Source organism: Pseudomonas sp. SMV7 (genome assembly GCF_052041995.1).
Taxonomy (GTDB): Bacteria; Pseudomonadota; Gammaproteobacteria; order Pseudomonadales; family Pseudomonadaceae; genus Aquipseudomonas.
Map to the genome: position 1 here is coordinate 33,243 of NZ_JBKGGT010000023.1, position 13,948 is coordinate 47,190.

The following is a 13,948-nucleotide window of genomic DNA, read 5'->3' on the forward strand; positions in this document are numbered from 1 at the left end:
CCTGCACCTGCTTTTAACGCACCAGGCAGGGCCGCTTGTTATCAAAGCGCCAGCCAGGAATCAGGAACTGCATCGCCACGCTGTCATCGCGCGCGCCCAGGCCCATGTTGCGGTAGCACTCATGGGCCTGGGCCAATTGCGCTTCATCCAGCTCCACCCCCAACCCTGGCCGGGCCGGCACGCGTACATGGCCGTCGATGATGCGCAGCGGCTCGCGGGTCAGGCGCTGGCCGTCCTGCCAGATCCAGTGGGTATCGATTGCGGTGATCTCGCCCGGCGCTGCCGCCGCCACCTGAGTGAACATCGCCAGCGAAATATCGAAGTGGTTGTTGGAGTGCGAACCCCAGGTCAGCCCCCAGTCGTTGCACATCTGCGCCACCCGCACCGAGCCCCGCAAGGTCCAGAAATGCGGGTCGGCCAGGGGGATGTCGACCGCCTGCGACTGGATCGCGTGGCCCATCTGCCGCCAGTCGGTGGCGATCATGTTGGTGGCCGTCGGCAAGCCGGTAGCGCGGCGGAACTCGGCCATCACCTCACGGCCCGAATAACCGTCCTCGGCACCACACGGGTCCTCGGCGTAAGCCAGCACAGCGTGCTTGTCGCGGCACAGGGCAATGGCCTGCTGCAACGACCAGGCGCCGTTCGGGTCGAGGGTGATGCGCGCTTGCGGGAAGCGTTCGGCCAGGGCCGTCACCGCTTCCATTTCCTCCTCGCCACGCAGCACCCCGCCCTTGAGCTTGAAGTCGCTGAAGCCGTAGCGCGCCTCGGCGGCCTCGGCCAGGCGTACCACCGCGTCGGGGCTCAGCGCTGTTTCGTGGCGCAGGCGAAACCAGTCATCGTCGCTGTCGGCTTCGTTGCGGTAGGCCAGGTTGGTCTGCCGACGGTCACCGATGTAGAACAGATAACCGAGCATCTTCACCGCGTCGCGTTGCTGCCCTTCGCCCAGCAGTGCTGCCATCGGCACGTTCAGGTGCTGGCCGAGCAGGTCGAGCAGCGCCGACTCCATGGCGGTCACCGCGTGCACGGTAATGCGCAGGTCGAAGGTCTGCAGGCCACGCCCGGCCGAATCGCGGCCAGCGAAGGTCTGGCGCATGGCATTGAGCACGCGCTGGTAATGGCCGATCGGCTGGCCGAGCACCAGGCTGCGGGCGTCTTCCAGGGTCTGGCGAATCTTCTCGCCACCGGGCACTTCGCCCAGGCCGGTATTGCCAGCGCTGTCGCGCAATATCACCACGTTACGGGTGAAGAACGGGCCATGCGCGCCACTGAGGTTGAGCAGCATGCTGTCATGGCCGGCGACCGGGACGACGCGCAGGTCGGTGACCACCGGGGTGTCGGTGTGGGTGGCGGGGGTTGTCTGCAGGTTCATGGTTGTTGTCTCGCAGTCATCAGTGGCTCTGGCCCAAGGCCGAAGCGGCCTTGAGGTCATCGGAAGGGGCGCCCTTCGGGCGCGTGCGTAGGAAGAACACGGCAATGGCGGCCAGCACCGAGGTCACCGCCAGGCCGTACAAGCCGCCCTGGATCGACCCGGTCTGCTGTTCCAGCAGGCCGAAGGTGGTGGGGGCGACGAAGCCGCCGAGGTTGCCGACCGAGTTGACCAAGGCGATCACCGCTGCGGCGATACGTGCATCCAGGTAACCCTGCGGGATCGGCCAGAACAGCGAAGAAGCCGACTTGAAACCGATCGCCGCGAAGCACACCGCAACAAAGGCGAACACCGGCCCACCGGTAGTGGACATGAACATGCCGATGGCTGCTACCACCAGCGCCCCCGCCACCCAGGCCTGCTGGAACTTCCAGCGCGCGGAACCGGTGGCGAAGGCATACATGGCCAGGATCGAGATCAGCCAGGGGATCGAGTTGAAGAAGCCGACCTGCAGGTCGCTGAGGTCGCCCATGCGCTTGATGATGCTCGGCAGCCAGAAGGTGGCGGCGTAGATGGTCAGCTGGATGCAGAAGTAGATCAGGCAGAACAGCAGGATCTGGCGGTCCTTGAGCAGGCTCCAGGCCGATGGCCTGACCGCTGCGACGGCTTCGCGCTCACGCTGCTCGTGGTCGATGGTGGCCACCAGCGCGTCCTGCTCGGCCTGGCTCAGCCACTTGGCATCCTGTGGCCTGGAATCGAGCCAGAAGAACACGAAGAAACACAGCGCCACCGAGGCCATGCCTTCGATGAACAGCATCCATTGCCAGCCATGCATGCCCAAACCCTGAAGCTGCATCAGCGCCCCGGCCAGCGGCCCGGAAATCAGCGAGGCCAGCGCCGAACCACTGAGGAAGATGGCAATCGCCTTGCCGCGCTCGGCGGCCGGCAGCCAGCGGGTGAAGTAGTAGATTACCCCGGGGAAGAAGCCCGCTTCGGCTACGCCGAGCAGAAAGCGCAGCACGTAGAACTGGGTTTCGTTCTGCACGAAGGCCATGGCGGTGGCCACCAGCCCCCAGGTGAACATGATGCGAGTCAGCCAGAGGCGCGCGCCGACCTTCTGCAGCAGCATGTTCGAAGGTACCTCGAACAACGCATAGCCGATGAAGAATAATCCGGCACCGAAGCCATAGGCTGCGGCACTGATGCCCAGGTCGCTCTCCAGATGGGGGCGGACGAAGCCAATGTTGACGCGGTCGAGGTAGTTGACGATGAACATGATGACGAACAGCGGCAGGACGTGACGCTTGACCTTGGCCACGGCGCTGGCCAGCGCGTCGCCGTCATTCCGGGTCGACGGAGCGAGGGTATCGTTCACTTGCGGATCTCCCACTAATTGTTTTTGTGCGGGGCGGAGTTGTCTGACATGGCAGTGGGCTGGAGCATATGCGCGGCGCAGTTGTACGACAAGCTCAACAATGTCGGCAAAAACGCAACATACAAGCTGTGAAAATCTAGAATTGGCGACAACGTGCAGGAATAGCAACACTACTTGCCGTGTTGGGCGTCGCAAAAAATCAGCAAAAAATATTTCTATCGATTAGCTTGTCATACAAGTACTGACGGTAACGGATCACATCATGGAACCCGAACGCCTGCGCAAACACGGCCACAGTCGCGCCCACGACCTGGTCTCCAGCCTGACCCAGCAGATTTTGCTGGGCACCTTCAAGCCAGGCGACAAACTGCCCTCGGAGAACACCCTGGTACGCGAACACGGGGTCAGCCGTACGGTGGTCCGCGAAGCCTTGTCGAAACTGCAGGCGTCGGGGCTGGTGGAACCACGCCACGGTATCGGTACCTTCGTGATGGAGCGCCAGGCCCAGGCTGGCCTGCGCATCGCTGCGGAAAGCGCGGCCAATGTGCGCGACCTGCTGGAACTGCGCATCGGCCTGGAAGGCCAGGCTGCCGCCCTGGCCGCGCTGCGCCGTGATGATGGCCAGCTGGCACGCATGCGCCAGGCGCTGGATGACTACCAGGACCTGGCCGCCGCCGGCGACAGCTGCATCGAGGCCGACCGGCGCTTTCACCTGTTGATTGCCGAGGCTACCGGCAACCTGTATTTCACCGAGATGCTGCTGCAACTGGGCAATGGCCTGATTCCACGCAACCGCATGGCCCTGGCCGAACGCAGCGGGGCGAAGCTGGCGCGGCAGGCGTACCTGGCCAACCTCGAGCATGAGGCGATCCTCAATGCGATTCGCCGGCGAGACCCGGACGCGGCGCGGGCGGCCATCTGCCTGCACCTGTCCAATAGCCGCGATCGCCTGCTGCCCGAACAGGCATGACAGCTTCCCTGGCAGGAGTGCCCTGGCAGGCGTAGCTACCAGGTCAGGCAGATCTTGCCGAAATGCCGGTTGCTTTCCTGGTAGCGGAACGCCTCGACGATCTGTTCCAGCTCGAAATGTTTGTCCACCACTGGCCGCAAGCCATTGGCATCGATCGCCCGCACCATGGCCTGCTGCTGGGCGCGACTGCCCACCAGCACGCCCTGCAGGCGAATCTGCCGCACCAACGCCTGCACCAGCGGCAGCTGCCCGGCAACGCCGGTGAGGATACCGATCAACGACACATGCCCACCGATGCGCGCGGCAATCATCGACTGCTCCAGTGTCGCCGGGCCGCCCACTTCGATCACATGGTCGACGCCGCGGTTGCCGGTCAGCTCGCGCGCTTTCTCCCCCCAGGCCGGGGTACTTCTGTAGTTGATCAGGTGATCGGCCCCCAGGGCCTTCAGGCGCTCGAGCTTGACGTCGCTGGACGAGGTGGCGATCACCGTGGCGCCAGCGAGCTTGGCGAACTGCAGGGCGAAGATCGACACGCCACCGGTGCCTTGCACCAGCACCGTATCGCCGGGCTTGAGGTGGTCGTCGCTCATCAGTGCGCGCCAGGCAGTGAGGCCGGCGGTGGTCAGGGTAGCGGCTTCGGCGTGGCTGAAGCCCTTCGGCGCCAGGGTGAAGGCGCTGGCGCGGGCGGTGACCTGTTCGCGGGCATAACCATCAATGCCATCGCCAGGCACCCTGGCGAAGCCCTCGACATTGGCCTGGCCATCGAGCCAGTCGGGGAAGAAGGTGCTGACCACATTGTCGCCGACCTGGAACTCGGTTACACCGCTACCCACTGCGACCACTTCACCCGCACCATCGGCCATGGGAATCCGCCGCTCGCTCGGCCCCCACATGCCGCTGACCACGGCGAAGTCGTGGTAGTTGAGGGAGCTGGCATGCAGGCGAACGGTGATCTCGCCGGCCTGGGGTGCAGGGGCCTCGTAGCTGCCGACTTCGACCTTGTCGTAGCCGCCGCCAGGTTGTACGTAGATGGCCTTGCTGGTCATGGGTAGGTCTCCGTTCAGGGAAAGATTGAGGTTCAGCATAGACAGGTCCGGCTCGGCGCCAGCGGACCTGGAAGTGGGGCAGTACCTGTGGCAGCAGGCTTGGCGGTGACAGGGCAAGCACTGCCAAAAAAACTCAGCCCAGCATGCCCTTCAGTGCCCGGCAATCGGCCGCATGCCAGTCCACCAGTTCCGGCCATGGGTTGTCCGGCAAGTTCACCAGCACCGTGCGCGCCCCTGCCGCACGGCCACAGTCCAGGTCGAACCGATAATCCCCCACCATCACCAGCTCATGGGGTGCCACACCCCAGGCACTGGCGATCTTCAGCAACCCGTCCGGGCTCGGCTTGGGCGCTGCTTCGTCGCGCCCGAGAATGTGCTCGACAGGGAAGCAGTCGGCCAGGCCGATGGCCTCCAGCGTCACATGCGCAAGCTCGCGGGCATTGCGGGTCAGAATGCCCAATCGGCAACCCCGCTCGGCCAGCTCGCGGACCAGTTCCACCGCCCCGGTGGCTGCCGTGGAGGCGACCGCCAGGTCGCGCTCGTGCTCCAGCAGCCAGGCATGCTTGGCCGCCGCTTCGTCCGCGGGCAGGGCCGCCAGGTGGGTGAGAATGTCGTGCTCGGCCGGGATGTCCAGCGCCACGCGGATGGCGGCGAAATCATGCACGGCCACGGTCAGGGTGCCGTCCATGTCGAACACCCAGTTGCGGACCTCACCCAGGCTCATGCCCAGTCCTTGCGGTGGCGAATCAGGCCTTCCTGGCACGACGATGCCACCAGTTGCCCGGCCTGGTTGAAGATGTTGCCGCGGCAGAAGCCTCGGGCATTGCCCGCCCAGGGACTATCGGTGGCGTACAGCAGCCACTCATCGGCGCGCAGGTTGCCGTGGAACCACAGCGAATGGTCAAGGCTGGCGATCTGCATGTCGCGCTGCCACACCGATTTGCCATGCGGCAGCAATGCGGTGGTCAGCAGGCCGAAGTCCGAGGCGTAGGCCAGCAGGTATTTGTGCAGGGCCGGAATGTCGGGCAGGTTGCCGTCGGCGCGGAACCAGGCGTACTTCACCGGGTCGCCAGGCTTGGGGTTGAACGGGTCGCGCTCGGTGACCGGGCGAATCTCGATCGGCTTGGCGCACAGCACCTTGTCACGGATGCGTTCGGGCAACTGGTCGGCCATGGCCCGGGCCAGCTCGACCTCACTGGGCAGGTTCTCCGGGCCGACCACCTCGGGCATGGGGGCCTGGTGCTGGAAACCTTCCTCGTCGTACTGGAACGAGGCGCTGCAGGTGAAGATGGTCTGGCCTTTCTGGATCGCCGTTACCCGTCGCGTGCTGAAGCTGCCGCCATCGCGCACGCGGTCCACCGAATACACCACCGGCAGGCTGGCATCGCCAGGGCGCAGGAAGTAACCGTGCAACGAATGTACGTGGCGTGCGTCTTCAACCGTCTGGCTGGCTGCCGACAACGACTGGCCCAGCACCTGGCCACCATACAACTGGCGGAAGCCCAGGTCCTGGCTGCGTCCACGGAACAGGTTCTCCTCGATGGGCTCGAGGCTCAACAGGTCGACCAGGTCGTCCAACACATGACTCATCGGGGGTTCTCCTCGCAAGGCAACACATCTCTACAGCGCTGTTATGAGGGCAAATGATACAGGGTTTGTCATTGTTGCCGGGCATGGCCATGTATTCAGGCGCGCAGGGTCTGCTCCCAGTGAGCGCGGTCGATGCGGTACAGCACATGCGGGCGCAGCGGGTGGTCCACGGGCAGGCGGGGGTGCTGGAAACTGCCATTCAGGTCCTGCTGCATGCCGATGGCCTGCATGACCTTCTGTGACGGCAGGTTACTCTCGCTAGTGAACGACACCACCTCTTCCAGGCGCAACTGGGCGAAAGCACAACGCAGGCAGGTCCACGCTGCCTCACTGGCAAAGCCCAGGCCCCAGTGGCGGCGTGCCAGGCGCCAGCCGATCTCCACCGCCGGTGTGAAATGGGCATCGAAGCCGACGTGCAACAGCCCGGTCATGCCAATGAACGCACCGCTGTCCTTGCGCTCCAGTGCCCACAGGCCGAAGCCGTATTCGTTGAAATGCCCGCGCACGCGGCCGATCAGCGCAGCCGCCTCCAGGCGTGTCAGCGGCGCCGGGAAGTAGCGCATCACCTGCGGGTCGGCGCACATCGCGGCGAACTCGCGCAGGTCTTCGTCGTGCCATTGGCGCAGCACCAGCCGTGCGCTTTCCAGTTGCAGGATTGGGGTCATGGGGGCGAGCTCCGGTTTTGCGGTGTTGCATCTTACAGCGTAGGCGCGGGCGCGGCTTTCACCCAGCCGGTACGCGCCCGAATGCAATTTTCACATGGCCTTCACCGCCCCCCGACAGGCTGCCGGGCAGGATGCCGCCATCCACCGCCGCGCCATACGCGGCCATGCCAACGGAGCACTACATGCTATCGAGCAACACCCTGGGGCACACTGCCATTCACGCCCGGCGCAAGCGCCGCCTGACCCGCAAAAGCCTCGGTGCCGCGCTTGGCCTGTGCATGGTCGTGGCGGCATTGACCACCTGGCTGGCGACCAGGACGCATATCGCAGAGCTTGGCAACGGCCAGCAATTGGGTGACAGCGGCCTGCTGCAGGACTGGGCCGACGGTGCGGTGATCGTGATGATCCGCCACGCCGAGCGCTGCGACAGCGCCCCCGGGCCATGCCTGGACGATCCCACTGGCATCACCGTGGCCGGCAGCCAGGCTGCCAGCCGTGTCGGCCAAGGCCTGCGCCAGCTAGGCCTGGACAACGCCGACATGCTCAGCAGCCCGAAACTGCGCACGCAGCAAACCGCGCATTTCATCCTGGGCCAGGCGGTGGCCAGTGAGGACTGGCTGGAAGGGTGTGACAGCCAGTTCGCGCGTGAAGCGATGGCCCGCAAGCGGCCCGGGCATAACCTGGTGCTGGTGACCCACAATGGTTGCATCGACCATTTTGCCCGCCAGCAAAAGGTGGTGGGTGGCGAGCGTGAAAGTGGCTATGCCAGCGCGCTGTTCGTCTCGGTGGATGGCCATGGCAAGGCGCGCATCCTCGGGCGCCTGAACGAGCCCGACTGGCAGCGCGTACTGGCCAGTATTGCGAAATGACAATGCGCCTCGCCGGGGCCGCTGCGCAGCCCTTTCGCGACGCAAGGCCGCTCCTGCAACGTGCGCACTTGCGATAGAAGCGCCACCCCGGAACTGGCAAGATCAGCACTGGCCCCGATTGCGAAACCGCCATGCCGCTGCCGCTGATCTACCACGACGACTACAGCCCGGAGTTCCCTGCCGAGCACCGCTTTCCGATGGACAAGTTCCGCCTGCTGCGCGACCACCTGGTCGACAGCGGGCTGACCACCGACCAGGCCCTGCTGCGCCCGGACATCTGCCCCAACGACATCCTCGCCCTGGCTCATGACCGCAGCTACATCGAGCGCTACCTGAACGGTGACCTGTCACGCGAGGACCAACGTCGCCTCGGCCTGCCCTGGAGCGAAGCCCTGGCCCGGCGCACCGTGCGCGCGGTAGGTGGCTCGTTGCTGAGCGCCGAGATGGCGCTGCAGCACGGCATCGCCTGCCACCTTGCCGGTGGCACCCACCATGCCCATTACGATCACCCTGCCGGCTTCTGCATCTTCAACGACCTGGCGGTGATCAGCCGCTACCTGCTGGAAGCCGGCCGGGTCCACCGGGTGCTGATCTTCGACTGCGATGTGCACCAGGGCGACGGCACCGCGCGCATCCTGCACGACACGCCAGACGCCATCACCGTATCACTGCACTGCGAACAGAACTTCCCGGCACGCAAGGCACAAAGCGACTGGGACATCCCCTTGCCACGCGGCATGGGTGACGCGGCCTACCTGAAGGTGGTCGACGATGCCCTGAACTACCTGCTGCCGCTCTATCGTCCCGACCTGGTGCTGTACGACGCCGGGGTCGATGTGCACAAGGACGACGCCCTGGGCTACCTGCAACTGACCGACACAGGCGTTGCCGCCCGTGACGAAGCGGTGCTGCGCCACTGCCTGGGCCGCGACATCCCGGTGGTGGGCGTGATCGGCGGCGGTTACAGCAAGGACCGGGTAGCGCTGGCCCGGCGTCATGGCATCCTCCACCACAGTGCGGCCCGTGTCATCGGTTGTTCACAATGACTGTGGAGCCGCTTGTGGATAACCTGCGGGAAAGGCGCTGCAGCCCTTGATGGACGAGGCCTGCAAGCATATGATCATTTTTTGATCAGTGCTTCCAGGGGCCACGCTGCGCTAGAATGCGGCTCTTTTCCACAGCCTGCTGCCCACCATGTCCGATCTGAAACCCGTCGCCCCTTCCCTTGCTGCCGTCATCGGCGCTGGCCCCGCCGGCCTGATGGCTGCAGAAGCACTGGCCCAGGCGGGCCTGACGGTGGAAGTATTCGATGCCATGCCCTCGGTCGGCCGCAAGTTCCTGCTGGCCGGTGTCGGCGGCATGAACATCACCCATTCCGAGCCTTACCCGGCCTTCGTCGGCCGTTATGCCGAGCGCCAGGGCGAGATCGGCACCCTGCTGCGCGACTTCGACGCCGAGGCCTTGCGCCAGTGGATTCATGGCCTGGGCATCGAGACCTTCGTCGGTACTTCGGGCCGGGTGTTCCCCTCCGACATGAAAGCCGCACCCTTGCTGCGCGCCTGGCTCAAGCGCCTGCGCGACAGCGGGGTAGTTATCCACACCCGTCACCGCTGGTTGGGCTGGAATGCCGAAGGGGCGTTGCGAATGGCTTATCCACAGGGAGAACGGTTGCTTGTCCCGGCCGTGGTGGTATTGGCACTGGGCGGCGGCAGTTGGGCGCGATTGGGTTCCGACGGCAGCTGGCAAGCGCTGCTGGCCGAACGGGGTGTGGATATCTCGCCGCTGCGGCCGAGCAATTGTGGTTTCGAAGTGGCCGGCTGGAGCACGCTGCTCAAGGAAAAGTATGCCGGTGCGCCGTTGAAGAACATTGCCTTGAGCGTCCCTGGCAGCGCGCCGCGCAAAGGTGAGTTCATTCTCACGGCGCAGGGTGTGGAAGGCAGCCTGGTGTATGCCTGGTCAGCGCCGGTGCGCGAAGCCATCAACCGTACCGGCCAAGGGCAGTTGCTGCTTGACCTGTTGCCGGACAAGCCGCTGGAAAAGGTCGCCCAGGCGCTGGCCAGGCCGCGGGGCTCGCGCTCCATGGCCAAGCACCTGCACAGCCAGCTGGGCATCGATGGGGTCAAGGCAGCGCTGTTGCGCGAACTGACCGATCAGGCGACCTTTGCCGACCCTGACGCACTGGCCAGGGCGATCAAGGCATTGCCAATCACGCTGGTACGCACGCGGCCGCTGGATGAAGCGATCAGCAGCGCAGGAGGGGTGCGTTTCGAGGCCCTGGATGACGGCCTGATGCTGCAGCGCATGCCGGGCGTGTTCTGCGCTGGCGAGATGCTGGACTGGGAAGCACCGACCGGGGGCTATCTGCTGACGGCGTGCTTTGCCAGCGGGTTGCGCGCCGGACGGGCGGCGGCGGACTGGCTCAAATCCTGACACATACTCGATCCACTGTGGGAGCAGGCGTGCCCGCGAACACGGGCGAAGCCCGTGCCATGCATCGCGGTGCCTGCTTCGCGGGCATGCCCGCTCCCACAGGGGCCAAGCTTCCCCAGGCTACGGCTTACGCTTGCGCGGCCCCCCATTGAAGCTCGGCACCTTGCGCACCGCCTTCACCGCGGGCGCCGCACTGCCCGCCTCGGCACTGTCCATCCAGCGCCCCAAACCGCGCTTGGCGCTGTTTTCCTTCGGCTTCTTGGGCTTCTTCGGCTTCTTGATCACTTGGCCGCTGGCATCGGTCATCGGTACGCGGTGGTCGGGAATGAAATCCGGCTCCTCATGGCGCGGCAGGGTCTGCCGGGTCAGCACTTCGATTGCCCCCAGCAACTGCACTTCATCGGCACACACCAGCGAAATCGCCTCGCCCTTGTTGCCCGCACGCCCGGTACGCCCGATGCGGTGCACGTAGTCCTCGGCAACGATCGGCAGGTCGAGGTTGACCACCAGGGGCAAATCATCGATATCCAGTCCGCGGGCCGCCACGTCGGTGGCCACCAGTACCTGGATTTCGCGGGCCTTGAAGCTGTCCAGCGCGCGCTGTCGGGTGGCTTGCGGGCGGTCACCGTGGATGCCGTCGGCATTCACACCCTCGGCCAGCAAGCGCTCCACCAGTTGGTCGACACCATTGCGGGTCTTGGCGAATACCAGCACCTGCTTCCAGCGTTGCTTGCGCAGCAGGTGGCAGAACAGGTCGACCTTGCGCTTCTTGTCCACCGGCACCAGCCACTGCTTGACGCTGCTGGCCGTGGCATTGCGCGGGCTGACTTCGATGCTCAGCGGGTCATTCAGGGCCAGCCCCGCCAGCATGCGGATCTGCTCGGAGAAGGTGGCCGAGAACAGCAGCGTCTGGCGCTTGCGTGGCAGTGCGGCGTACACCGACTGCAGCTCTTCGGCAAAGCCCAGGTCGAGCATGCGGTCGGCTTCGTCGAGTACCAAGGTCTGTACCTGGTTGAACTTCACCGCGTTCTGGCGGAACAGGTCGAGCAGACGCCCCGGGGTGGCCACCAGCAGGTCGACACCGCGACGCAGGCGCATCATCTGCGGGTTGATGCTGACCCCGCCGTACACCGCGTAGGTGCTCAGCGGCAGGTTCTCGGCGTATTCGCGCACATTGTTGTGCACCTGCTCGGCCAGTTCCCGGGTGGGCACCAGCACCAGCGCGCGGATCGAGTTGCTGGCCACCTTCTCGCCTTCCAGTGCCAGGCGCTGCAGCACGGGCAAGGCAAAGCCGGCAGTCTTGCCGGTGCCGGTCTGGGCGGCGGCCATCAGGTCACGGCCAGCCAGCACGGCGGGGATGGCCTTGGCCTGCACCGGGGTCGGGGTGGTGTAGTCCAGCTGCTGCAGGGTGCGCAGCAGCGGTTCGATCAGGCCGAGTTTGGCGAAATTCATGGCAATACCGTCAGGGGGTTCAGCGAAGGCGGCAAGTTTACCGCATCGCCCCTGTCTACTTGCAGATTTCACCTTTCAGCGGTTGCGCCGGTTCAGGCGCCCTGCGCCACTGCGGCAGGCCGATCAACACCACCGCGCCGATGATCACCGCCATGGCCACGCACTCTTCGGCACCGATCTGCTCGCCGGCGAAGACGATGCCCAGCAGCACCGCCACCGCCGGGTTGACGTAGGCATAGCTGGTAGCCGCCGCCGGGCGCACATGCTTGAGCAGGTACATGTAGGCACTGAAGGCCAGGATCGAGCCGAACAATACCAGGTAGGCCAACGCTCCCCAGCCGGCGGCGCTAGGCATCTGCGTCATGCGCTCGCCAGACAGCACGCTGCCCAGCAACAGCACGGCACCGCCGACCAGCATTTCCGCGGCACTGGCCATCGGCCCCTGGGGTAACGGCAGGGTCTTGCTCCACACCGAGCCGAATGCCCAGGACGCTGCGGCAAAAATGATCAGCGCTGCGCCAATCGGGCTGGCCTGCAGGTTGGAGCCCAGGTTCAGCAGGCCGATACCCACCAGCCCGAGGGCGATGCCCGCCCACTCCAGCCTGGAGTTGCGGTGCCCGAACAGCAGGCCGAACAGCAAGGTAAACAGCGGCACCGTTGCCACTGCCAGCGCCGCCACGCCCGAGGCCACCCCGGCATGCTCGGCCACGGTCACACCGCCGTTGCCGCAACTGAGCAGCAGGAAACCGATCGCCCCCGCCGCCCGCCACTGCGGCCAGGTCGGCGCCGGCACGCCGCGCCAGCGCAGGAAGCCATACAGCAGGCCACCGGCAATCAGGAAGCGCACCCCGGCCATGAGCATCGGCGGCCAGCTTTCGACGCCAATACGGATGAACAGGTAGGTAGAACCCCAGACCAGGTACAAGGCCAGGAAAGCGCCGATGAGCAACAAGGGGAAGCGACGGGAGGCAGGCATGAGGCACACTCGAAATCCGTTTACGGGTGGCTTAGTTTAGAAAGCATGCTGAGTAAACTTAAGTTACAAAACTGCTTTAAAACGCCAGAACACTTTGCATTTGATGGTTATTCGGGCATTTTTCCAACGAATCGAAACCAGGCAGGAACACCCCATGGACAAATACGACCGCATGCTGCTCGCCGCCCTGCTCGACAACGGCCGCGCCACCTTCGCGCAACTGGCGCGCCAGGTGAACCTGTCGGCGCCAGCGGTGGCCGAGCGGGTGGCCAAGCTGGAGGCCAGCGGGGTCATTACCGGCTACCAGGCCAAGGTCGACATGAGCAAGATCGGCCTGCCGATCCAGTGTGTGATCGAACTGCGCCTGGCCAGCCACGGTAACCAGCAGGCCTATGAAGCCTTGACGCAGATCCCCCAGCTGACCGAATGCCACCGGGTCACCGGTGACCCCTGCGTGATCATGCAGGCCGCGGTGGGCTCGATGCCCGAGCTGGAGGAACTGATCAACCGGGTCGCGCAGTTCGGCTTCAGCAAAACCTCGATCATTCTTTCCAGTGCCGTGGAGCGGCGAGTGCCGCTGGCGCAACTGGAAAGGAAGGCCTAACAGAACCTGGCCAGGGTGTCGCGCACCTTCGCCGCAGGGGTTTTCTGCAGGCGGCAAAGCAGCTCGTGGGACAATTGCTGCACACCATGGCTCTGGCGCAGCACGCCGGCCAGGTGCTGCAACAGGTTGGCAGCCATTTCGGCATCGGCCATGGCCCGGTGCGCGGTCCCGGTATGCGGCAGCCCGGCCCAGCGGGTCAAGGTGCCCAGCTTGTGGTTCGGTGCCGCCGGCAGCAGGCGCCGGGACAGCAGCAGGGAACAGGCGAAGGCCTGGCTACGGCTACGGCCGATGCGGCTCAGTTCATAGTCCCAGAACTTCTGATCGAACGCGGCGTTGTGCGCGAGCAGCGGCGTGCTTCCCACAAAATCGGCCACTTCGTTCATCACCTGGTCGACCGGCGGCGCACTGCGCAACATGGCGGTGGTGATACCGGTCAGCCCGGCGACGAAAGCCGGCACTGCAACCCCCGCGTTCATCAGGCTCTGGTAGCGCTCGACGATGCGTCCGCGCTCCAGCATCACTACCGCCACCTCGGTGGCGCGGCAGCCGGCGCCGGGGCTGATGCCGGTGGTTTCAAAGTCGATGACGGCGATACGTTCCATGCA

General features: G+C 65.2%; 14 protein-coding genes. 5 read left to right on the forward strand and 9 right to left on the reverse strand.

Features of this window, described 5'->3' with window-relative positions; translation table 11 throughout:
- Positions 1–13: 13 nt before the first annotated feature.
- The gene (gudD, locus tag ACLEJP_RS22405; RefSeq protein ID WP_440810005.1) at positions 14–1,369 is read right to left on the reverse strand and encodes a glucarate dehydratase; all 1,356 of its coding nucleotides are present in this window, start codon (positions 1,367–1,369) and stop codon (positions 14–16) included.
- Positions 1,370–1,388: 19 nt separating this feature from the next.
- On the reverse strand, positions 1,389–2,741 hold the full coding sequence (locus ACLEJP_RS22410; protein ID WP_440810008.1) for an MFS transporter: 1,353 nt from the start codon (positions 2,739–2,741) through the stop codon (positions 1,389–1,391).
- Between the two features lie 262 nt (positions 2,742–3,003).
- Between ACLEJP_RS22410 and ACLEJP_RS22415 the strand changes: the two genes are divergently transcribed.
- Positions 3,004–3,711: a FadR/GntR family transcriptional regulator gene (locus ACLEJP_RS22415; RefSeq protein WP_440810010.1), complete on the forward strand. Its 708-nt coding sequence runs from the start codon at positions 3,004–3,006 to the stop codon at positions 3,709–3,711.
- A gap of 35 nt (positions 3,712–3,746) precedes the next feature.
- Here the strand turns inward: ACLEJP_RS22415 and ACLEJP_RS22420 are convergent, their stop codons facing one another.
- The 4 genes from ACLEJP_RS22420 to ACLEJP_RS22435 all read right to left on the reverse strand — a co-directional run bounded on the left by ACLEJP_RS22420 (position 3,747) and on the right by ACLEJP_RS22435 (position 7,012).
- Positions 3,747–4,757, reverse strand: a complete 1,011-nt coding sequence (locus tag ACLEJP_RS22420) for a zinc-dependent alcohol dehydrogenase family protein (protein ID WP_440810013.1) — start codon at positions 4,755–4,757, stop codon at positions 3,747–3,749.
- Positions 4,758–4,890: 133 nt separating this feature from the next.
- Complete coding sequence (locus tag ACLEJP_RS22425; RefSeq protein ID WP_225779335.1) at positions 4,891–5,481, reverse strand: HAD family hydrolase; 591 nt, start codon at positions 5,479–5,481, stop codon at positions 4,891–4,893.
- Positions 5,478–6,347 carry an acyl-CoA thioesterase II gene (gene tesB, locus ACLEJP_RS22430; protein WP_440810016.1) on the reverse strand — a complete coding sequence of 290 codons (870 nt, stop codon included), beginning with the start codon at positions 6,345–6,347 and terminating at the stop codon, positions 5,478–5,480. Before tesB ends, ACLEJP_RS22425 begins: the two co-directional genes overlap by 4 nt.
- 95 nt (positions 6,348–6,442) lie before the next feature.
- On the reverse strand, positions 6,443–7,012 hold the full coding sequence (locus ACLEJP_RS22435) for a GNAT family N-acetyltransferase (protein ID WP_440810018.1): 570 nt from the start codon (positions 7,010–7,012) through the stop codon (positions 6,443–6,445).
- Between the two features lie 182 nt (positions 7,013–7,194).
- Here ACLEJP_RS22435 and ACLEJP_RS22440 point away from each other — a divergent pair, with 182 nt between their 5' ends.
- The 3 genes from ACLEJP_RS22440 (at position 7,195) to ACLEJP_RS22450 (ending at position 10,311) form a co-directional block, all read left to right on the forward strand.
- Positions 7,195–7,881 (forward strand): histidine phosphatase family protein, encoded by a 687-nt coding sequence (locus ACLEJP_RS22440; RefSeq protein WP_440810020.1) that lies wholly within the window; start codon positions 7,195–7,197, stop codon positions 7,879–7,881.
- Between the two features lie 131 nt (positions 7,882–8,012).
- Positions 8,013–8,927 carry a histone deacetylase family protein gene (locus ACLEJP_RS22445; RefSeq protein WP_440810021.1) on the forward strand — a complete coding sequence of 305 codons (915 nt, stop codon included), beginning with the start codon at positions 8,013–8,015 and terminating at the stop codon, positions 8,925–8,927.
- A 148-nt stretch (positions 8,928–9,075) separates the two neighbouring features.
- Entirely contained in the window at positions 9,076–10,311 is a 1,236-nt protein-coding gene (locus ACLEJP_RS22450) for a TIGR03862 family flavoprotein (protein WP_440810023.1), read from the forward strand.
- A gap of 120 nt (positions 10,312–10,431) precedes the next feature.
- Here ACLEJP_RS22450 and ACLEJP_RS22455 read toward each other — a convergent pair whose 3' ends face one another.
- A complete protein-coding gene (locus tag ACLEJP_RS22455) occupies positions 10,432–11,763 on the reverse strand; it encodes a DEAD/DEAH box helicase (protein ID WP_225779341.1) in 1,332 nt (443 codons plus the stop codon).
- 55 nt (positions 11,764–11,818) lie between these two features.
- Positions 11,819–12,739, reverse strand: a complete 921-nt coding sequence (gene yedA, locus ACLEJP_RS22460) for a drug/metabolite exporter YedA (protein ID WP_186686629.1) — start codon at positions 12,737–12,739, stop codon at positions 11,819–11,821.
- Positions 12,740–12,893: 154 nt separating this feature from the next.
- On the opposite strand from yedA, the gene ACLEJP_RS22465 reads away from it, so the two are divergent.
- The gene (locus ACLEJP_RS22465) at positions 12,894–13,343 is read left to right on the forward strand and encodes an Lrp/AsnC family transcriptional regulator (RefSeq protein ID WP_225779342.1); all 450 of its coding nucleotides are present in this window, start codon (positions 12,894–12,896) and stop codon (positions 13,341–13,343) included.
- On the opposite strand, the gene ACLEJP_RS22470 is transcribed toward ACLEJP_RS22465, so the two are convergent.
- Positions 13,340–13,945 carry a 3'-5' exonuclease gene (locus tag ACLEJP_RS22470; RefSeq protein ID WP_440810028.1) on the reverse strand — a complete coding sequence of 202 codons (606 nt, stop codon included), beginning with the start codon at positions 13,943–13,945 and terminating at the stop codon, positions 13,340–13,342. The two genes, ACLEJP_RS22465 and ACLEJP_RS22470, sit on opposite strands and share 4 nt — an antisense overlap.
- Positions 13,946–13,948 lie beyond the last annotated feature (3 nt).